At 69.9% G+C, this 22,135-nt stretch carries 10 protein-coding genes (1 of these 10 cut by a window edge); 6 read left to right on the top strand and 4 right to left on the bottom strand.

Annotation, left to right across the window (positions count from 1 at the left end; genetic code table 11):
• Positions 1–9: 9 nt before the first annotated feature.
• Positions 10–3,228 carry a DEAD/DEAH box helicase gene (locus tag VFK57_00605; GenBank protein HET7694185.1) on the bottom strand — a complete coding sequence of 1,073 codons (3,219 nt, stop codon included), beginning with the start codon at positions 3,226–3,228 and terminating at the stop codon, positions 10–12.
• Between the two features lie 46 nt (positions 3,229–3,274).
• On the opposite strand from VFK57_00605, the gene VFK57_00600 reads away from it, so the two are divergent.
• From VFK57_00600 to VFK57_00575, 6 genes are all read left to right on the top strand, one after another.
• Positions 3,275–3,658 carry a polymer-forming cytoskeletal protein gene (locus tag VFK57_00600; GenBank protein ID HET7694184.1) on the top strand — a complete coding sequence of 128 codons (384 nt, stop codon included), beginning with the start codon at positions 3,275–3,277 and terminating at the stop codon, positions 3,656–3,658.
• A gap of 48 nt (positions 3,659–3,706) precedes the next feature.
• Positions 3,707–4,192, top strand: a complete 486-nt coding sequence (locus tag VFK57_00595; protein ID HET7694183.1) for a hypothetical protein — start codon at positions 3,707–3,709, stop codon at positions 4,190–4,192.
• On the top strand, positions 4,192–4,584 hold the full coding sequence (locus VFK57_00590) for a phage holin family protein (protein ID HET7694182.1): 393 nt from the start codon (positions 4,192–4,194) through the stop codon (positions 4,582–4,584). Before VFK57_00595 ends, VFK57_00590 begins: the two co-directional genes overlap by 1 nt.
• Positions 4,560–5,444 (top strand): DUF3618 domain-containing protein, encoded by an 885-nt coding sequence (locus VFK57_00585; protein ID HET7694181.1) that lies wholly within the window; start codon positions 4,560–4,562, stop codon positions 5,442–5,444. The genes VFK57_00590 and VFK57_00585 overlap by 25 nt, the downstream gene beginning before the upstream one ends.
• A gap of 43 nt (positions 5,445–5,487) precedes the next feature.
• The gene (locus tag VFK57_00580; protein HET7694180.1) at positions 5,488–6,006 is read left to right on the top strand and encodes a hypothetical protein; all 519 of its coding nucleotides are present in this window, start codon (positions 5,488–5,490) and stop codon (positions 6,004–6,006) included.
• A gap of 254 nt (positions 6,007–6,260) precedes the next feature.
• Positions 6,261–6,848 (top strand): type 1 glutamine amidotransferase domain-containing protein, encoded by a 588-nt coding sequence (locus VFK57_00575; protein HET7694179.1) that lies wholly within the window; start codon positions 6,261–6,263, stop codon positions 6,846–6,848.
• Between the two features lie 2 nt (positions 6,849–6,850).
• On the opposite strand, the gene VFK57_00570 is transcribed toward VFK57_00575, so the two are convergent.
• The 3 genes in view from VFK57_00570 to VFK57_00560 are tightly spaced (at most 13 nt apart) and all read right to left on the bottom strand, a layout consistent with a single transcriptional unit that may run on beyond the window.
• Complete coding sequence (locus tag VFK57_00570) at positions 6,851–7,372, bottom strand: hypothetical protein (GenBank protein HET7694178.1); 522 nt, start codon at positions 7,370–7,372, stop codon at positions 6,851–6,853.
• Entirely contained in the window at positions 7,369–7,866 is a 498-nt protein-coding gene (locus VFK57_00565) for a redoxin domain-containing protein (GenBank protein HET7694177.1), read from the bottom strand. Before VFK57_00565 ends, VFK57_00570 begins: the two co-directional genes overlap by 4 nt.
• A 13-nt stretch (positions 7,867–7,879) precedes the next feature.
• On the bottom strand, positions 7,880–22,135 hold the 3' portion of the coding sequence (locus VFK57_00560) for a carboxypeptidase regulatory-like domain-containing protein (protein ID HET7694176.1). It continues 2,793 nt past the right edge of the window; 14,256 of the gene's 17,049 nt are visible here — the last part of the coding sequence; its start codon lies beyond the right edge, outside the window — the gene reads right to left on this strand; its stop codon occupies positions 7,880–7,882.

The following is a 22,135-nucleotide window of genomic DNA, read 5'->3' as shown; positions in this document are numbered from 1 at the left end:
CCTCGAGCCTCAACTCAGCAGAACCTCGAGGTCTTCCGGCTTCAGGCTGCGCAGCAGACCCGTGTCCGCCCGGACGATCGCGTCGGCCAGCTCGCGCTTGGTCTGCTGCAGCTCGACGATCTTGTCCTCCACCGTGTCCGCCGCCAGCAGCCGATAGGCGAACACGTGCCGCGTCTGCCCGATGCGGTGCGCGCGATCGATCGCCTGCGCCTCGACGGCCGGGTTCCACCAGGGGTCGAGCAGGAACACGTATTCCGCCGCGGTGAGATTCAACCCCAGGCCGCCCGCCTTGAGGCTGATCAGGAACACGCTGCAGGTCGGATCCTCCTGAAACCGCTTCACCCGCTCCTCACGGTCGCGCGTCTTCCCGTCCAGATACTCGTAGTCGACGGCGTCGGCGTCCAGCCGCTTGCGCAGCAGCGCGAGCAGGCTGGTGAACTGCGAGAACACCAGGCACTTGTGCCCTTCCTCGCGGACTTCCGCGAGCTGCGGCACGAGCGCGTCGAACTTCGCCGACGGACCGTCCGCGCGGCGCGGATCGACCAGCCCGGGATGGCACGCCGCCTGGCGCAGGCGCAGCAGCGCCTCGAGGATCTGCATCTTGGACTTCTGCATCCCGTCGCGCAGGATCCGGTTGAGCAGCGCGGCGCGGTAGTGATCGCGCAGCTCGTCGTACAGCTCGCGCTGCGTGCCCTGCAGCTCGCAGCGGATCGTCAGCTCGCTGCGCGGCGGCAGCTCCGGCGCGACCTGCGCCTTCGTCCGGCGGAGGATGAACGGGCGCACGCCGCGCGACAGCACGTCCAGCGCCGCGGGATCGCGCCGCGCCGCGGCCACGCCATGCCGCGCGAACGACGAGGACGTCCCGAGCATCCCCGGATTGAGGAAGTCGAACAGGCTCCACAGCTCGCCGAGATGGTTCTCGATCGGCGTGCCGCTCAGCGCCAGGCGGTGTCGCGCGCGCAGGAGCCGCGCCGCCTTCGATCCGGCGGTGTTGGCGTTCTTCACCGCCTGCGCCTCGTCGAGAATCGCGTACTCGAACTCGACGTCCTTCAAGAGCAGCGCGTCGCGGCGCAGCGTGCCGTAGGTGGTGAGCACCAGATGATGCCCTCGAACCTGTTCGACCGATCGATCCGCGCCGCTGAAATCCAGCACTTTCAAGTCTGGCGCGAAGCGGGCGGCCTCGTCGATCCAGTTGAACACGACGGATCGCGGCACGACGACGAGCGACGGCCCTTTGGCTTCACGCGTGGCGCGCAGCCGATCCAGCCAGGCCAGCACCATGACGGTCTTGCCGAGTCCCATGTCGTCCGCCAGGCAGCCGCCGAAGCGGAACCGCCGCAGGAACGTGAACCAGCCGAGCGCGTCACGCTGGTAGTCGCGCAGCTGCCCCACGAACGACGGGGCGGGCTCGAGCGGTTCGAGGCCGCCGCCGAGCGTGGCCAGCTCCTGACGCGCCAGCATGAAGCGCTCGTCGAAGCTGACCGCCGGCTGCGACGCGAGCGCGGCGTCGAGCAGCGCCGCCTGCGACACCTTGAAGCGCACGTGATCGCCCGATTCCTCGCCGGCGCTCACGATGCCGGCGAAGCGCCGCAGCCAATCCTCCGGCACCATCCCTTCGCTGCCGTCGTCCAGCGTGACGGTGGTCTTCCCCTGCCGGGCCGCTTCGAGCAGCCGCGGCAGCGGCGCGGTGAGTCCCCCGCCGAAGTCGACGATGCCGTGCAGCTCGAACCAGTCGATGCCGGATCGCACCTCCGAGCGCATCGACTGCGCCGGGCGGAAGGCGCGTCCCTCGGCCTCCACCCGCCAGCCCTCGGCGGTGAGCACGCGGACGGCGACGGGGAGCTGCGGCGGCGCGATGCTCAGCGCATGCCGCGCGAAGCCGAAATCCCATCGCCGGGTGAACCCGACCTCCGTCAGGCGGCGAAGCGCCCGCTCCTCGAACGCGAGGTCGCGCCGCACCAGCCGCCGCCGCTCGCGATCGAACGTCGTCGTCCCCGCGCCGGGATCGACGCCGACCCCTTCGTAGTCGAACGTCACGGTCGCCAGCAGGCTCGGCGCGCCGCCGCGCTCGTCGGCGCGCACCTGCACGATCGGCATCGGCGAGTGCGCGACCACCTCGAACTGCAGTTCTTCGGGCAGGTCCGCGGGATCGACGCCGGAACGCGCCAGGATGTCGACCAGCTGTCCGGTCGCGCCCGGCGGGATCGAGAGCGGCCCGGTTCCCCGCAGCTGCGCGAGGAGCGTGAAGGCGCCGCGCGCGTCGAGCCGCGCCAGCCGGCCGGCGTGCACCAGATAGCCGCTCGGCAGCACCATCGTCGGCTCGCGAATCAGCAGCCGGTCGGATCCGCGCTCGAGCGCGCCGTCGATCGAGACGCTCTCGTCGCGCGAGAGGTGGCCGACCTCGAGCCGGAAGATCCACGGCGGTCCGTCGTCCCACGTCAGCGGGATCAGTTCGTCGGTCGGCTGGCGCCGGATGCGCAGCACGGCGCGCCCGGACTGCGCGATCAGCGGCAGCACGCGATCGACGAGCGGGCCGGCGAGGCGGAACGACGCCCGTCCGAGATCGCCGACGTAGCCGGATCCATACACGTCGCTCGCGCCGAGCAGCAGCGGGACGATCTCGCGATCGATCGGATCCGGCAGCGTGGCGACGTCGCGGGTCGAGACGCCGGCCGGCTTCGGCTTGCTCCACTTGCCGTTGCTGCGGCGCCGGCGTGACATCAGATCCAGCGCGACGGACGCGCCGGCGAGCGAGGCATTGCGGTCGATCGCATAGATGATCTCGGCGTCATGGAAACGGGGCGGCCGCACGTCCGCCTCGTCGCGCGCGAGCTTCTGCGAGACCTCCTGGAAGAATCGCTCCCATTCCGGCGAGTGGCGCCTGGCGGCCTCGGGACCAGGCATGCCGTCGGGCACCAGCCGCAGCCGCGACAGGTCCTCGGACGGTTTGGTCAGATACCCATTCCTCTCGGCCTCGAGCAGCACCGCCCAGATGTGCTTGCAGATCTCGCCGCGGTCCACGAAGTACTTGCACTCGCAGGATCCGAGAAGCGTCCCTTTCTCGCGCCACAGTTTCACGCGATACGGCCGAGTTCCGCGCACGATGGCATCGACGAGGGACGCGGTCGCGGCATCGGCGTGCACCACCGCGCCGCGGCCGAAGTACTCCAGCCCCTTGGCACGTACGGCGGGAGGTACCTGGCGGGCTACGGCCCGCGAAAGGGACATCTCTTCAGTGTAGCCGCCGGCGGCACGGGTATGGCAAAGTAAGCGGATGCAAACCGGGGCTGGACTGAACATCAAGGGCGAACTGTCGGCGACGGAAGACATCACCATCCACGGCACGTTCGAAGGCACGATCGATCTCCCGAAGCATCGGCTCGTCGCGGCCGAAGGGTCGCGCGTGAACGCATCGGTCACCGCGCTGTCCGTCACGATCGACGGCCGGCTCGAGGGGCACATCACCGCGGAAACCGTCGACATCGGCCCGAAGGCGAACGTGGACGCGAGCCTCATCACCACCAAGCTCGCGCTCGAGGAAGGCGCGACGTTCAACGGTGCGGTGAACACCGAACGGGCGCGCGCCGCCGCCAACATCGCCAAGCACCGCAACGCGAACGCCCCGGCTCCGAGCAAGGAAGCGACGCTCGCCAAGTAGCTGGCACGATTGTTCCAATGACCCCCGCATCACTCAGGGGGTCACTACATGGAACATCGCAACAATACGGGCAGCGGCACGGGCCTCGTCGACAAAGTCAAGGCGAGCGCCACGTCGCAGCTCGGCGCGCAGAAGGATCGCGCGACCGACGGCCTCGGCAGCGTCGCGCAGGCAGTCCGGCAGAGCAGCCGGCAGCTGCGCGACCAGCACCACGACACGATCGCACAGTACATCGAGCAGGCGGCCGATCAGCTCGAACGCTTCACCACCCGCCTCAAGGACCGCAACGTCGGCGATCTCGCGCGTGAAGCGCAGGATCTGGCGCGCCGGCGTCCCGCGATCTTCATCGCCTCGGCGTTTGCCGCCGGCGTGCTCGGCGCGCGTTTCCTGAAAAGCTCGGGCGGCAACGGCCACGCACGGCGCGTGAGCGACGCCGGCCGCGCCTACGGGGACGGCGGCGAGCTGCGTGAAGGCGGCTACGGCGGCTGGGCGACGAACAATCCGCCGGCGTCCACCAACGCGGGACGGCGCTGATGCCTCCGCAAGACAATCGCTCGCTCGGCGACTTGATGGCCGAGCTGTCCGGCGAAACCGCGCGTCTCGTAAGAAAGGAAGTCGAGCTCGCGACGACGGAGATGACGGCGAAGGCGCGCACCGCCGGCGGGCACGCGGCGACCGCCGCGATCGGCGGGGCGCTCGCCCACGCCGGACTGCTCGTGCTGGCCGCCGCGATCGTCATCGCCCTGTCGCAGCTCGGCGTTCCCGCCTGGCTCTCCGCCCTCATCGTCGCGCTCGCCGCGATCGCGATCGGCTACGGACTCGTTGCCAAGGGTGCCAGCGGGCTCCGCAATACCAGCGTCGTCCCGACGCAGGCCATTCAAAGTCTCAAGGAGGATGCGAAATGGACGACACGACAGGGCGCCTAGGCGATCGGCTCGCGCAGGACGAAACCGAGATCCGCACGCAGGAGATTCGCGAAGAGATCGCGCAGACGCGGATGGAGATGTCGGAAACGATCGAGGCGATCGAGGAGCGGCTGAGGCCGTCGAACCTCGTGGCGCAGGCGGGCGAAACGGTACGAAACGCGGCAACCGACAAGGTGAAGAGCATGGCGAATACAGCAGGGCAGGCGGCGGACCGGGTGATGGACACCTCGTTCGCGCAGACGGTGAAGGGGAATCCGATCCCGGTGGCGATGATCGGCGTCGGGGCCGCCTGGCTGCTGATGAACCGCCGCAACGACGGGCGGCGGCACTCGCGGATGCGGCGCTACGGCAGCTATCGCACGGGGACCGGCTACGGAAGCGAGAGCGCCTACGACGCCGGCGAGACCGACTGGGGGCGTGACAACCCCGGCATCGCGGTCGGCACGACCGGCGCGTATGGCGACTACGGGAGCCTGGGCGGCGAGTCGTCGCGCGTGCCCGAGTTCGCCGGCGACATCCGGCCGTACCGGCGCGAACCACAGCGCGCGATGCACCTCGAGCGCGTGATCCGCGACAATCCGCTCGTGGTCGGCGCCGCGGCAGCGCTGGTGGGGATCGCGATCGGCATGTCGCTGCCGGCCAGCGACACGGAGAACCGGCTCATGGGCGAAGCGCGCGACAACGTGGTCGAGCGCGCGCGCGAAGCCGCGGGCGAGGCGGCCGAACGGGTCCAGGACGTCGCCGGCAAGGCGGCTGACGCCGCGATGCAGGTCCGTGACGCGGCGCGGCGCGCAACCGGCACCGAGGGAGATCCCGGGTGGAGCGGCGATCCGAACCGGCGCACCTCGACCTCCGGCTAGGCGCAGCAGGGCCGCAGCCTCTATATTGAGGCTGCGGCCATTCATGGATTCGAGACTCGCTTCCCTTCTCACCCGCCTGCAGACCACCGGCTTCACGGATCTCGCGGGCTCGGAATCGTACACGGTCGTCAGGCTCAGCGAACGTCTGCTGAACGAAGCGGTCGCCGCGTTCGTCGCCTCGTCGACGGTGGTCCGCACCGTCACCCTGCAGCCGCGCGCGTCGAATCAGATCGACGTGCAGCTCAAGCTGGCGAAGCCCTCGTTCCTGCCGGCGTTCAGCATCTCGCTGCACATCGATCAGCAGCCGCAGCTCCCCGAACATCCCGAGCTCGTCCTGCGGATGACCGGCGCCGGCGGATTGCTGCGCCTCGCGGGACCCGCGCTCGAATCGTCGGGGACGCTCCCGCACGGCATCCGACTCGAAGGAGACCGGCTTCGGCTCGACGTGCGCCGGATCCTGCAGCAGCAAGGGCGCGCCGAGCTGCTCGACTACATCGATCAACTGCACGTACTCAGCGAAGAATCACGCCTGGTCCTCGCGGTGCAACTGCGCGTGCGCTGAGCTGCAGCTGCCCTGCCGCTCTCCGCTGGCCGCTGGCCGCTCACCGCTTGACGCTGGGTACCGGCGTTGCACCAGATGAGAGGATGCGCAAGGAACTGTCCCGGCTCGTCGAGATGATTGACGGCCCGACGATCCGCGGACGGTTCGAAGTCAACAAACCTCAGCCGGTGGTCCTGACGGGATCGCCAAGGGCTGGCTGACCGGCACCCAGCCGGATGTCGGCCGGATGTGTAAGGTAGAAAAGGAGGCTGGCGTTGGCAGGTGAACTGAAGAATACGCGCGTCGCCGCGCTGGTGGACAACGGATTCGAACAGGTCGAGCTGACCGAGCCCAGGAAGGCGCTGGAAGCCGCGGGGGCCACCGTGCACGTGGTATCGCCGCAGCAGGGAAAAGTGAAGGGCTGGAACCACACCCAGTGGGGCGACGAGGTCGCGGTGGACGCGCCGCTGGAGAGTGCGTCCGCGGATGGGTATGACGCGCTGCTGCTGCCCGGCGGCGTGATCAATCCCGACCGGCTGCGCATGAACCCGAAAGCGGTGGCGTTCGTGAAGGCGTTCGTCGACAGCGGGCGTCCGATCGCGGCGATCTGCCACGGCCCGTGGACGCTGATCGAAGCCGGCGGCGTCAAGGGCCGGAAGGTCACGTCGTGGCCGTCGCTCCGCTCGGATCTCACGAACGCCGGGGCGCACTGGGTCGATCAGGAGTGCGTGACCGACAACGGGCTCGTCACCTCACGGAAGCCGGACGACATCCCGGCGTTCAACAGGAAGATGATCGAGGAGTTCGGCGAAGGGCGGCACGATCGCGGCAGGAACCGCGAGATGGCCGGCGCGCCGCGCTAGCATCACCGCTTCACGAGCCTCGATTCGAGGTCCGCGAGGGTCGGCGGCGAGGCCAGCGCCTCGCCGTCGATCGCCACAATCACGGGTCGCGGCGGTTTCGCCGCCGCGGCCGCCGCGAGATCGTCCGCCGCGGCGCGGTCGGCGCCATCCCCCGCGAGCGCCTCGCGGAAGAATGATTCGTCCAGCCGCAGCTGGCGCGCCATGGCGACGAAATCATCCGTGCTGCGGCGGTCCGGATTCGCCAGGATCAATTCAGCCATCCCGAGACCGGCGTTCTGCGCCTGCGCCGCGAGTACCGCTCGATCGACCGCGCGCACGGTGCCGGCCGGCGGCGCGATGCGGAACTCGATCGCGGCGACGCCGGGATGACGCTCGACGAACCCGCGGAGCACCACCATGGTGCGCGACGCGGCCGGACTCTCGAGATCGGCGCGCATCGTAATCACGTGCGCCGGCCTGGATTGTGCCGGGGCCGGCGCCTGCGCAGCCAACACCCACGCCAGGATCGCGGTGAAGCCAGTCATTTCCGATCCTCCACCCAGCTGCGGACGACCGATTCGAGCGCCGCCGGATTGTTGAGCACCCCGCCGAGCTGCCACTCCAGGTTTCCGTTGCGCACGCCGATCAGCACCGGGGCGCCGGTCAGCTCCAGCGCCTTCGCCGCGCGGCGCTCGGGATCCGCGTACCACGTCAGCGTCTGCATGTCCGCCGGCAGCGTCTTCTCGATCCACGCCTTCGCGCCGGCATGGCTGCCGGCGACGACGAGCACGACGCGCACCATCAGCTCCGCGCTCTGCCACTTCGGCAGCGCGCGCATCAACGCGTTGCAGGGACGGCATTCGGGCGCCACGTACACCAGCAGCCACTTGGGCTGCACCGACATGACGCTGCTGGCCACTTCCTGGTCCGCCGAATTGCGGACGATGAATTCGGGCACAGGTCGATCCTGCGCCGACGCGGTGGCAGCCGCCATCAGAACCGCCGCCGCCACGATCACTGCTCTCTCGATGAACCGCATGACTGCTCCTGATCTACTGCCCGCCGCCGCCGGGCGGCACCGGGATGATGAAGTTCTTCACTGCCGCCTTCTCGGTGTCCGTCATCCCGGCCAGCGCCTCCGGATCGGTCAGGTTGACGAGTGAGAACGCCTGCGACTGCGCGCCGGGGGTGTCGTTGGGCTGCCGCGCCACGCCGAAGTGCATGATCGCCACTTTGCCGTTGGGCGGCACCATCACGGTCCACTGATACTCCGCGTAGTTGCTCTCGCCCGACTTCGGCGCCCAGGTGAAGACCGTCTTCGCCGCGACCGCGCCGGTCCCGCCGGTCACGTGCGCGACCGCCGGCGCCGTCGGCGTTCGCCCGGCGAAGGTGTCGTCGAGCACGAGATAGGTGTTGCCGGTGTCGCCCGGCGCGACCGCGACCTTCGTGCGTGACGCGTTCGGCCGCAGCGGAGACCACATCTGCACGGTGGCCTTGACCGGCACCGCCAGCGGGTTCTCGAGAATCTCGAGGAACCTGACGAAGGCGCCGCTCTGCGGCACGAACACCTTGCGCGTCTGGAGCAGCGCGTCCTGCGCCAGCGGGCCGAACGTCAGGTTCCGTCCGTCGGCACTCACGCCGGCGATGTCGGCGCAGCAGAAGTAGTCGTCGTTGGTGGACGCTTCATACGTGTAGTCGAACGGCCAGTCCGATGCCGGCACGGCCGCCGGCGCACCCTGCCGCAGCGAGCCCGTCGACGTGACGCTGAACACGAACCCGTTGTCGCCTGCCATCGCATGGTTGAGCGGCACGCCGGTCCCGAGCGTGAGCGTCACCGGCGCCGTCTCCGGCGTCAGCTGCAGGTACCGCACCGCGCCGTGATCGCCGTCCCACGTGGAGGCGGTCAGCTTGATCGGCCCCATCGGCACGCCGGTGAACGTGAACGTGCCGTCCTCGTTCAGGTCGGCCCAGTCCTCGAAGTACGCGCTCGGGCTCGCTCCGCCGAACGCCTCGATCTGCACCGAGGCGGACGAGTACGGGAGTCCGCCCGCATCCACGAGGGTGCCGGTGACCGTCGCGGTCGGCACCGGGTGCAGATTCAGCGTCAGCGTCGCGCCCGCTGCCACCGTCCCCGCCGTGTTCATGAACAGGCGGCCGGTGTCGGTATACGGTGCGGCGTAGACCGCGACGACGCCCGCGGGAACGTTCGCGAACTGGAACCTGCCGTCCGCCGCCGTCTGCGCCCAGCGCGTGAAGGCGAGGGCGTCGGACGACAGCTCGACCAGCTGCTGCGGCATCGGCGCGCCCTTGTCGTCGAACAGCGTGCCCTCCACCGTGCCGGTCGGCGGCAGCACTACCTCGCGCGTGACTGCCGTCGCAATCGCTGCGATCTCGCCCTCCACGGTGGTGCGGATATTCGAGAGCCGGTCCTGTCCGGTCAGCTTGAACGGACCGACGCTCGTGCCGAACACGACGTAGTCGCCGCTGGTCGTCGTGTTGAGCGCCTGGCGCGCGACGCCGTCCGCCCCTTCGATGAACACGTTCGGCCGGTTGGTGGCGCTCAGGTCGGCAAACAGCACGCGTCCCTTCACCACGCTCATCGGCAGGACGACGTCGATGGGAATCGCCGGGTCGAAGCTGGGCACGACGATCGACATCTGCGTCTCGCCGCGGTAGTCGGCGACGATCTTGACGCCGGCCAGCGGAATCCAGGCAGGCCCCGCCGTCACCAGGCCGCTCGCGTTGGTCGTTCCGCCGGCGAGATACGCATCGGCGGTGGTGTAGACCGCCACCGACGCACTCTGCACCGGCGTGGCCGCGTCGCCGCCGAGCACGCGGACCGGGATCGCCACCTTGCGCACGCTCAGCACCAGATCGACTTTCGCGGTGCCGCCTTGCGCGGCAAATGCGGCGTCGCCCTGCGTCCTGACGCCGCCGATGCGCGCCACGACGGCGAACCCGCCGGGCGGCGCCAGGTAATTGGCAATCTGGTACTCGCCAGTCGCCGAGGTCGCGCCGGCGTAGACCTCCGTCGCGTTCGGCTCGAGGAGGTAGATCGCCGCACCGGGGATCGCCTCTCCGCCCGGCGTCGTCACCTTGCCCGACACCGTTCCGAGCACCGCGGGAATGGTCACGTTGACGACCACCGATTGCCCCTCGGCGCCGATCGTGCCGACGGAGGTGCCGGCGAGCGCCGCGTTCCACCGCGATGCCGCCCGGACGCGGAAGCCGCCCTGGCCGAAGATCACGTTCGAGAAGGTGTAGCCGCCGTTCGCGTCCGTCGTCATGTGCGCCACGAACTTGCCGTCGTCGACGTTGAAGATGTCGACCGGCGCGTCGGGGACCGGCGTTGCCTGGTCTGCCGCGTAGACCGTGCCGGTCACGACCCCTCGCGCCGCGGCGAACTGGACCGCCAGGTTGACGATGCCGTCGTCGTCGGCGGGAGTGACGGCGCCCTGCGCTTCGTGGAGCAGGATGCCGGCGCCCGGATCGAAGAACCGGAACGAGAACGCCCCTTCGGGAACGCCGAACAATGTCAGCACGCCGTTGGCGTCGGTCGAGCCGACGAGGCGATAGAACGGCTTCACCGAATCCTTCGCGTAGACGCTGAGCCCGTTCCACTTGGTCCCGTCCGGCCGCGTCGCGGTGACGACGACGCGCGCCGTCGCGGCGCGGACGATCTCTTCATGGTGCGTCTCGCCGTCCGCGGCGAGCGTGAAGATCTGGCCGTCGCGCCGCAGCTCGGAGCTGAGCGGATGGTAGAGCGTCAGGTGCATCGCCTGGCCGAGCGGCACGCCGGTGAACGCGAAGTTCCCCTGGCCGTCGGCGTTGAGCGATTCGATCGCCTGGTCGGGCTGCGCGGTGAACAGGTACACCTGCGCGAATGGCATCGCCTGCCCCTTCGGCGTGCGTGCCACACCCGTCACGGTGCCGGTCGGCGGCAGCGTGATCGCGACGAGGACATTCTGCCCTTCGTCGGTCAGCGTCGCCGTGGCGTAGGCATAGAGGTCGGAGTTCAGCGGGTGAGAGACGCGGATGCCGAACGTCCCGGCGGCGATATCGGCAATCGTCGTGACGCCGTTGCTGTCCGTGGACCCGACCCATTGCCAGTTCTGGGTGTTCGAGGGATCGATCCAGACGAAGGACGTCACCGCCGGCTGCCCGTTCGCCAGTTTGACTGCGATCGTCGCACTGCCGACCGCGACGAGCGTGAAGTCCTGGGTCGTCGTGGCGCCGTTGGCGATCGTGACGCTCGCGGTGCTCGGCCGCTGCGTGCGCGGCTCGATCGCTTGTACCTGGTAGGCGCCGGCAAGGAGGTCGTCCAGCCGGTACCGTCCCTGGTCGTCCGTCGTGGTCCAGCGCGTGAAGGGATTCGGACCGTAGCCCGACACCATGACGCCGCTGGCCGGCGCGCCGCCGCTGCGTGTAATCGTCCCCAGCAGCGTTCCGCTGGCCGGGAAGGTGAGATCCGACTCGATGGTCTGGCCGGCGAGGATGGTGTAGCTGCGTCCAGCCAGCAGCTCGCTGCCGAACTGCCCGTCGGGCGGGAGCAGCATGCTGGTGAGCGTGACCGAACCCGGACGGTAGGTGTCGAACGTGAAGCGTCCGTCCGCGCCGGTCGTGACCGAGCGGCCGAAGTTGTCGGTGACGGCCACGCCGGCCACGGCCGTGCCGGTGCTGCGGCGCAGGATGCCGGTCAGCGACCCGCTCTGGGTCAGCCGGATGTCCGTCGTCGACACCATGTCGTTCTCCGGGAAGGTCCCCGCGGCGGTCGCGGTCACGTTGGTCACGGTGCTGACGCGCAGGGTGTAATCCGCGATCGCCACCGCGATCGGCGCGTTCGGATTGGCGAACGAGCCTGTGAACGAGAACGCGCCGTCGCCGCCCGTCGTCGCCTGGAAGGTCCGCGCGAAGATCGGGTGGGTGCTGGTCAGCCGGACCGAGGCGTTGCCTACCGGTGTGGTGCCGACCGGTCCGTAAACATGACCCTGCACCTTGCCGTCGAGCGCCGGCAGCGGAGGCAGCGTGCTGCCGCCCGCCTGCGGCACGACGAAGTTGCGGATCGTCGCACGGTCCTCGTCCGTCAACCCTTCGATCGCTTCGTCCGGCAACTGAGCCAACCGCTCCACCGATGCCAGGGCCGCGGCGCGGCTGGTCTGCATCACCACGAAGTGCATCACCGAGAACTTCTCGCCCGGCTGCAGCGTGATGCCGCTCCAGCGCCTGGTGAAGCCGGCGAGACCGAACTGCGGCGTGACGAACGAGAGCTGGCCGGGCGCGGCCGCCACACCGGCACCGCCCGCCCATACCGAGGCGACGGCGGGGATCTGGCCGGTGTTGCCAAACGGATCGGCGTCGGGAGAGTCGTCGAAGATCGCCCAGCGGTCGCGCGTCGCCTCGTCGCCGTCCGCGGAGACGATGTTGTCGCCGCTCGAGGTGGTGTGAACGAACGGCGTGCCCCATGTCGAGCGCAGCGCGTCGGCGACGTAGAACTCCAATGTCAACGGCTGCGACGTCGGGTTGTGGAACGTCTCGATGTAGCGCGCGAAGTAGCCGCGCGACGGCACGTAAACCTTCCGGGTGACGGCGAACTGCCCGGCGGTTCCGGTGAACCGGATCTGACGGCTGCCCAGCTCGCGCACGCCGACATTCGGCGCGGTCATCCGCACGATTGCGGAGCCGGTGTTGATCTGCAGCACCGAGGCTTCGCTCGAGAACACGCTCGTGTTGGTGACGCCGGCCTCGCGGTTCAACGTGAACTGGAAGCCGTTGGCGTCGTAGAGCGTCGCCGGCAGATTGATCGTGTTGACGATGAGCGAGAAGTTGATCTTCACGTTCTCGCCGTCGGTCTGGAGCCGCCCTTCGGCGGTGCCGTAGAGGTTGTTGACGGTGTCGTTCACTTCGAGCGTGAACGTCGACGCCGGCACGCCGGTGAACGCATAGTCGCCGCTGCCGTTCGTCTGGGTCCCGAGCTGCCCCTTCACGCCCGAGGCGAGGGTGTAACGCAGGACCACCTGGCGGTTGACTGCCGGCACTCCGGTGGTCAGCGTGACCTTGCCGGTCACCGAGCCGACCGCGATGAGCGTCAGGTTCTGGGTCACGGGAGCGTCGCTCACGGCCACGGCCGCCGACGACTTGATCTGCGTCTGCGGTTCGGCCGCGGTGACGACGTAGCTGCCCGGCGGCACGTCGAGGAAGGCGAACGCACCGCCGGTGCTGGTCACGACGCTGCGGGTGAAGACCGTGCTGTCGGGAATGGTCAGCGAGACCGTCACCCCTGGCGCGCCGACGTTGGACGCGCGCAGCACCGTCCCGCCGATCGAGAACGTCTGCGGCAGCGTGATGTCGAATGGCGTTGTCGCGCCCGCGGCCGCGGTGACCTGCGCCGTGACGGTCAGGTTCGTGCCGCCCTGCGCCACCGGCACCGAGACGGTCAGCGTATAGCTGCCCGCCGGCACGCCGGCGATCCGGTACCGCGCGCCGCCGCCGATGTCGACGAGGAACGGATCGAACGATCCGCCGGAGATGCGGACGGTGCCGCTCTGCACGGCGTCGCCGTTGGCGCGGCGGACGACGCCGGTGATGATGCCGGTGTTGCCGAATACCACGTCGGTGACGCTGATCGCGCTGCCCTCCGGGAACTCCCCGGCGACAGCCGGCGACATGGCGTTCGTGCGCGGGTACTGCGCGCGCAGCGTGTATGGCACCTGCGGGATCAGCCGCTTGCCGGCGTCTGACGTCACGGTCGTGAACGAGAACTGCCCGGCGGCGTCGGCGAGCACACTGAACGTCCGGCGATACAGGACGCTCGAGGATTCGAGGAAGACGCGGGCCCCAGGGGTCGCCGTCGGCGGCGTGTCGCCGTCGAACACGCGGCCGTCGATCGTTCCCGACATCGGCGGCAGCGGCGCGATCGTGCTGTGACCGCCGGCCGGCATGGTGAAGTTCGCGATCTGGCCGATCTCTTCGAGGCTCAAGCCCTGGAGCGCCTCGGGCGGCAGCTGGGCGAGCCGCTCGGCCGCCGCCTGAGCCGCCTCACTCGACGTCTGCTGCACGACGAAGTGCAGCAGCGCGATCGTCTGTCCCGGTTCCACCGTGACACTCGTCCAGCCGTAGACCGCGTCGGCGGGATTGCCGTCGACCACGCCGGCAGCGCCGAGCGGGATGGCGCCTCCCTTTCCGACGACGAACGCGCGGCCCGGAACGACCACCTGGCCGGACACGTTGCGGCCGTCGCGGAAGGCGACCCACGCGTCGGCGTCCGCGCCGGCTGCGAACGTCGAGTCGCCGCTCGAGGTCGCGAACACGATCGGCAGCGTGCCGCCGGCCGGCCGCAGGCGGCTCGAGATCCGCACGTCAACCGTGATGGGCGCGGTGCCCGGATTGGTGAGCAGCTCCAGCTCGCGCGAGAAGTAGCCGTCGCGCGGAACGGCGATCTTCCGCGTCACGACGAGGCCGTGCAGGTTCGCGTCACGAGTGACGAACTCCCGCTGCGCGTCCTCCACGGTGCTGATCGGGTCTCCCTGGAACGCCTGCGCCGCGCCGTTCGCGACGATCTCCAGCACGCTGGCGCCGCCGGCCGACCCGTCGGCCGACCCTGCCGCGCCGAACGCGCTGTTGGTGCCGAGCTGACCGTCGCGCCGGACGACGAACGGATGCGCGTTGCCGTCGAACAGCGTCTGCGGCAGCGTCACCGCGTTGTTGGTCAGGACGATGTCGGCGGTGGCGTCCTGCGCGTGCTGCACGATGGCGCCGGAGGCTTCGCCGAGCAGTTGCTGATCGTAGTCGCCCGACGACACCGTGAACGCGCCGGCTGCGACGTTCTCGAACACGTAGTTGCCGGCCGCATCGGTCGTCGTGCCCGTCACCGTGCCGAAGTCTGGATTCAGACTGCGGAGCGTGACGGCGAACGACTGCGCCGGCCGGCCGTCGCTGAACACGACCTTGCCCTTGACGCGGGCGATTCCGACGAGCGTGAAGTCGCGCGTCAGCACCTGGCCGTTGCTCTGGATCTCCAGCGGCGTCCTGGAGATGGCGCGCAGACGCGAGCTGCTGTCATGGACCTGGAGCGTGTAGGCTCCCTTCGGCAGCAGATCGGCCTTGTAGACGCCGTCCGGACCGATCGGCACCGAGCGATAGAGCTCGAGCCGCACGGAGCCGCCGGTCACCGGCGTCTGTCCATCCGGTTCGTAGACCGTCCCGGTGATCTGTCCCGTCGGTTCGAGGGAGACGGTCACCTCGACGAGCGCGCCCGGTGCCACCGTCACTGAGGTGATGCCGCCCAGCGCGCCGGAGGTCGCCCTCACGGTCGCGACACCGGCGAGCACGTGCTCGATCAGCGCCGTCCCGTTGCCGTCGGCCGTGGCCAGAATGGTGTCGGCGAACCCGCCGCCGGACAGCTGCGCCTCGATGAACGCGTTGGGCACCACCGCGCCATTCGCGTCGCGCACCGTCACGAGCAGCCGGCCCTGCGGCATCAGCGTGACGTTCGCGGCGACGTCCTGACCGTTGAGTGCGATGGTCGCGCCGGCGGAGCCGACCGCGCGTGTGCCCGGCTCGCTGACGCGGATCGTGTAGTTGCCGAGCGGCAGGATGTCGAACCGGTACTGTCCGGTCTCGTTGGTCGTGGTGAGACGACCGGCCGCCGACACCTGCGCGCCGGCAACGGTCGTGGATCCGCCGGCGCGGAAGACGGTGCCGTGGATCGCGCCGAAGCTGGCGATCACGACGTCGCGGCTGAGCGCCTGCTGGTGCGACACGATGCTGCCGGCGATGCTGCCGGCCTGACCGGTGCCCTGATCGCGCGCTTCGAGCGAGAAGCTGCCGACCGGGACGTGATCGAACGTGAACGTGCCGGCGGCGCCGGCATTGACGACGACCGGCGGGTTCGCGCCGAACACGTCCCACGTCCGCAGCGTCAGCGCCGCGTTCGGCACCGCCGCGCCGGCGCCGTTCTTCACCGTCACGGTCAGCGTGCCGTGGCCGAGATAGACGATCGGCAGCGTCACATCCTGGCCGCTCTCGACCAGGGTCAGCGCCGCGCTGCCGCGGTTGCCGTCCGTGGCCGCCGCCCGGACGGTGTAGTCGCCGAGTGTGACGAGCGGGAACGCGTAGCGGCTCTGCGCGTCGGTGAACACCGTCGCCAGCGTGCCGTTCGACTCGAGGATGTCGACCTGAACGTTCGCGCCGGCGGGCGTGGTGCCGTCGGCCTGGAACACCGTGCCCTCGACCGCGGCGGCCGGAATCAACACCACCGAGAGGTTGATCGATCCGTCCTTCGCGTTCATCGTGCCGGTGGTGTAGCCGCGCAGGCGCGTCACGGGATCGAGCGCCTTCACCGCGACGTTCGGTCCGGGGATCCCCTCGGCCGTGTAGGTGCCGTCGGCGGCGCTGGTGGCGCTCTTGGAGACGCCGCCGCCGCTGACGGTCAGCTGCGCGCCGGCGACGGGGTTCAGGCGCGAGTCGAGCACGGTGCCGGTGACGTTGCCGCCGCTCACCGTGACGGTCATGCTCGCCCGTTCCGCCGATTGATACAGCGCGCGAAGGGTGGTCGTCCCACCGGCAAGGCCAGTCAGCTCGAACGTCCGGCTGGTCTCTCCCGCGGCAAAGGTGATGAACGGCGGCGCGGCCGCGAGCGCCGGATCGTCGATCGACAGATCGATCCGCACGCCGCTTGCCGGCGCGGGCTGCCCGAGTTGCGCCGTCACCGCAGCGGTCCTGCCGGCCTTCACGATCTGCGACGGCGGCAGCGTCAGCGTGACCGTCGACACGGCGGTGAGTGTCAGCGTCGCCGGCGCGCTGACGTTGCCGCTGAGATCGATCGCCGTGGCGGTGAGCTGAATCTGCGCCCCGATCGCGATCGTCCCGGGGACGTTCAGCTCGAACGTGCGGCTGGCGCTGCCTGCCGGCGGCGTGACCTGTTTCGCGTCGTTGAACGTCATCGCGCCGGCGCCCGACAGGCGCAGCTCGGCGAGGAGACCCTCGTCTTCGCCGTCGACGACGATCGTGACCGTCTGTCCCGGAGCCACCGCCTGGCTGCCCGTCGACGTGTGCAGCGCCGCCGTCGGCGCGAGCGTGTCGGCGACCGGCAGAATGACCCTGGCGGCGGTCCCGACGTTGCCGGCGCGATCCGTCGCGAGGGCGTCGAGCGTCAGCGTCTGCCCCGGCTTCGCCGTGGCGGGCACCGTCACGGTGAAGCTGGTGACGACGGCGTTCTGCGGCGGCGCGATCGTCCGCGAATCCGTGCGCACGACGAGGCCACCGGCCACGAACGTCACGTTGGCGATGCCGCCGAGATCGTCGGCGGTGACCAGCACCGTAGTGGACTGCCCCGGCCGCAGCGTGGCGCCGGTCGTCGCACCCGTGATCTGCACCACCGGCTGAACCGAGTCGATCACCACGACCTCGACCGGGGCCGCCTGCACGACGTGCCCCTTGGTGTCGATGGCCGACGCCTGCACCGCGATGGCCGCGCCAGGAGCCGCCGTCGCGGGCACGTGGAACGCGAAGGTCTCGGCCTTCTCCGTCACCGCCGGCGTGTAGAACTTCGTGAGCGCGTCGACGGGATTGCCCGTCGCGGCGCGATAGCCGAGCTGCTTGACGCCGACGTCATCACTCGCCTGGACCGCGACGGTGATCAGGTCGCCATTCTTCGCGGCCAGCGTCCCCGTGGGAGTGGTGACGGCCAGCGCGATCGCCGGCGGCTGATCCGCGACGATCGTGAACTGGACGGTGCGCGGCACGACGCCGCGGTTCCCCGACGTGTCGGTGGGGATCGCGGTGACGCTCACCGACGCGCCGGGAGCGCCCAGTTCGGGAGTCGCCTGGAACGCGAACTCGAAGGGCGTGCCCCGATCCGTCCCCGACAGAACGCCGTTGACATAGAAGTCGACGAAGAGGACGTCGCTGGCGGGCGACGGCGTCGCGAGGACCCGGCCGATGCCCCCTTCGATGACCTGGCCGTTGTTGGCGGCCACGAGGTCGGCGAGCGTCGGCGGAATGCGGCTGGTCGTCTTGAACGCATAGGTCAGCGCCGCGGCCTGCTCGAGTCCAGCGAGATCCGTCGCCTTCTTCACTGCCACTTGGTACGTCGCGTCTTCGGCGAGGGGCACGTTCGGCGTGAACACGAGGACGGTGTTGCCGAACAGGAATGCCGTCTGCCCGGCGATGGCGCCGGCGGGACCGCTCACCGCGATCGGGGCGCCGGCGAACTTCGCGGTGTCGATCGCCTCGGAGAACCTGATGCGGATCGGCGTGTAGATGGACACGCCGCTCGCCGACACCGCGGGACTGGACGCGGCCACTGTCGGCCGCGTCACGTCGACGGTCGTGAACGACGCCGCATGAGGCGCCGGCATCGTCTTCTGCACGCGGTCCTTGACGTTGCTGACACGTACCGTGTAGACGGTCTCGTCCTTCAGATCGGCGAGCGGATTGACGACCACGACCGTGTCGTTGGTGGTCACGTCGCGCGTCGCGAGCACCGGTCCGTCCGGACCGAGCAGCACCACCGTGTCGGCGTTGACGGTGCCCGGCTGAATCGGCTCGGTGAACGTGATGGTCACGTTCGAGCCCAGCGCGACGCCGCGCGAGCCGGCCCCCGGAACCAGCGACGCGACCTGCGGCGGCGCTTCGTCGAGCACCACGTCGCCGATGGCAAGCGGACCAACGATGGTGCCTTGGCGGCTGGCGACGCCGGGACCGATCGGATCCGTGACCGCGAGCCGGTACGGCCCGAACGGCGCCGCCGGGAACTCGAACGTGCCGTCCGGCCCGGTCTCGCGATAGAGACGGCGCTCGCCGGCGCCGCTCGGGCTCAGAATCAGCTCGGCAACCGCGCCGTGCGCGGGCTGGCCGGCGGACGTCAGCACGCGGCCGGTGACGATGGCCGTGGGCTCGAGAACGATGTGGAGCGTCTTGTGCTCGCCGGGATTCAACGAGCCGCCGGCAACCCCTTTCAATCCAGTGCCGGCGTCGATTGCCGTCACCGTGAACGTGCGCCCCGGAATGTTCGGGAAGGTGAATCCACCGGATCCGTCCGTCGACTGATGGCATTCCTTCGCGCAGCCGCTCGTCGGGTAGGCGCTCAAGGAGACCTGCACGTTGGCGGCGGGCGATCCGTCGGCCCGCACCACCTGCCCGCTCACCTGCGCAAGGCCGCTCATCACCACCGTCACCGCCGCCACGTCGCCGTCGAACGCGATTTCCCCCACCGCGCTGCCGCTGTCGCCCGACGCCTGTGCCCTGGCCACGACGCTGAAACGTCCGAGCGCGACGTCGTTCACGACGAAGGTGCCGTCCGCACCGGCCGTGAGCTGCAGCATGTTGCCCTCGCCGCAGCGGTTCGGAAGACAGAACTCGAGTGCGGCGTTGGCCGCCGGTACGCCCGCCGCGCTCACCACCGTGCCGGTGATGCCGCCCGTCAGCGGCCGCACGATGTCGACGAGCACGGGAACGTCCACGACCTGCCCTTCCCGCTCGATCGCGCCGCGCGCCGTCCCGGCGGCCGCGACGTCGCGGTTCGCCGCGGCGACGGTGAAGGTGCCGCGCGATGCGCCCGGGAACGAATAGGCGCCGTCGACGCCCGTCGTGGTCTGCAGCTGCGGCAGGCTGAGCCCGGAGGCGGACTGCTGCGTCAGCGAAACCGTCCAGCCCTTGAGCGGATCGAGCGTGGCCTGGTGCAGCACCTGCCCCTTGACCATGCCGATCGCCGCCTCGACGACGTTGATCGTGACCTGCTGGCCGTCGGCGTCGACGCGTCCTGACGCGCTCCCCCGGCGCCCCGTGCGGGCCTCGAAGATTTCCACCATCACCGGCCCCACCGGCACGGTCCCGACGCTGTACTGCCCATCGGCGCCGGTCACGCTGTAGGCCAGCGGCCCCTGCGCCCCGCTGACGATCACTTCCGCGTTCGCCACCGGCGTGTAGCCGTTCGGCGCGAACACCTTTCCCGCGACCGTGCCCGCGGCGTCGAACAGGAACACTTTCACGAGCACCTGCTCGCCATCCGCGGCAACTCTCCCGCGCGCGCGTCCGGAGAAGCCGTTCGCCGGATTGGTGGCCTTGATGACGAAGCCCCCTTCCGCCAGCGCGTCGCCGCCCGCCAGCAGCACCGTGCCGGTGTTGTCCGCGGTGAAGGTGAGCCGCTTCTGTGGATAGCCGAGCTGCTCGATCTCGACGTGCGCCCCCGGAATCGGCGAGGTGCCGTTGCTGCCCAGCACCTTCACGGTCACTTCGCCGACGCCGAACAGCCGCACCGAGAGGTTCGCGATCTCGCCTGGCTTCACGTTCCCCTGGATGGTGCCGACCCTGCCGGACGCCGGATCCTCGACCGTCAACGTGAAGGTGCCGGCGTTCACCACCGGCAGCCAGAAGCGCCCCTGCGCATCGGTGACGACGGTCTCCTCCTGGATGCCCTGTGGAATGGACTCGCAGGTCTCCTCGCCGCCGCCCGCGCTGCAAATCACCTTGAACGCGTTCGACTTGTACTTGACCACGACGTTCGCGCCGGCCGGCTGCACGCCGTTGGGCAGCAGCACGACACCCTTGATCTGTGACGTGGCCTGCAGCTTCAGATCGAGCGTCACCGCGGCGTTCGGCGCCGGGATGATGGTGTCGGCGGCGACCGGGTCCGGACTGAACTGCCCGATCGCGCTGACCGTCACCGGCCCGACCAGCAGGTTGGTGAAGGTGAACGCGCCGGTCGTGAAGTCGGTGTCCACGACGCGGAAGTAGTTCACGCGCTGGAATTCCACGCCGACCTTGCCGCCGGCAATCACGACCTGATCGCCGGAGACGGCGACGCGCGCCTTCAGCGGCGTCACGCCGTCGTCATCCAGCACCTTGCCGGTGATCCTGCCGCCGGCGCCGCGGAAGCGGATCGCCGTGCGGAGCGTCTGCCCCTGGAACTTGATCGTCGCCGGGACGATGTTGCCGTCGGCGAAGCCGGCGCTGAACGCCGACACGGAGTACGTGCCGGCGGGGATCGACGGAATGCTGAAGCCGCCGCTCGCGGTCGTCTTCGCGGTCCCCACCACCGCGATGCCGCCGCTGTCGCGCTTGAACACGTACACGTCCACGTTCGCCACCGGCGTGACGCCGTCGGCCTGCACGACGACGCCGGCCACCGAGCCGACGGGCGCCAGCGCGATCGTCGCGTTCACCACCTGTCCGGCCCGCACGATGTCGACGAACGTCTCGCCGCGCGAGCCGAGCGCGTCGCTCACCGCGACGATCAGCGCGCGTCCGACGGGCACGTCGGTCAGCGTGAACGTCCCATCGGGCCCCGTCGTCGTCAGGCTGAGCCCGCCGCCGACGCGGGCGCCGGCGACCGGGTTCTGTGCCGCGTCGAGCACGATGCCCTGCACCGTCCCGAGGCCGCTCGCGAGCAGGACGTTGGCCTCGAGGACGCCGTCCGCCGCGAGCACGACGCGCGCCTGTCCCTCGGCGAACGCGCCCTGATCGAAGGTGTGAATCCGGAGCTCTCCGGCGGTCAGCTTCGGGAAGGCGAAGCCTCCCTGGCCGTCCGACGTCATCATCGCGATGGCGCATTCGGGCGGCGCGGGCGTTCCCGGACAGGCCACGCCGGGTTGACTGAGGTGCTGGTAATAGACGATGACCGGCACGCCGGCGACCGGCGTGAGCCCGTTCGCCCGCAGCACGTGGCCCGACAAGGCGCCGAACTTGACGGTGACGTCGCGCCTCGCGACGTCGAGGAGCGTGATGTCGCGGGTTACCGTCATCGACGCGCCGGGCATGTACTCGCTGAACGAAAACTCGGCGTGGGCGGCGACGTTGACGGTCTCGACGAAGAAATTGCCGACAGGCACGCCGGGAATCGTGAACCGGCCGGCCGCGTCGGTGGTGGCGCCGTACTGGGACCCGTCCGTCAGGCTCGAGACGCGGACCGCGGTGCCGGCGAGCGGACGTCCACGCTCGTCGAACGTCGTTCCGGTGAACGTGCCGCGCCCGAGGAACACGATGTCGACGTTCAGCTGCTGGCCGTCGCGCTGCACGTTGAACCGCACGTTGCGCAGCTCGCCGGTCTCGAGGTTGACGGCGAGGATGCGCTCCGGCAGCCTGGTGACGTAGTCGAACTGGTACCTGCCGCTCGCGTCGGCCGACTTCGAGCTGATTCCCACCCACCGCGGCTCGACGTCGCACGCCAGCAGCGCGAACAGCCGGACGTTGGCGAACGGCACGGGCGTTCCGTCGGCATTCAGCACGCGGCCCGACACCAGGCCGGCGTCGATGCCGACGGTCGCCTGCATCGCTCCGCTCCACGGGAGCATCTCGTTGCCGCGCAGGTC

Source organism: Vicinamibacterales bacterium (assembly GCA_035699745.1).
Classification (GTDB): Bacteria; Acidobacteriota; Vicinamibacteria; order Vicinamibacterales; family 2-12-FULL-66-21; genus JAICSD01.
Note: the sequence above shows the minus strand (reverse complement) of the source record. Positions and strands in the feature narration are given on the sequence as shown.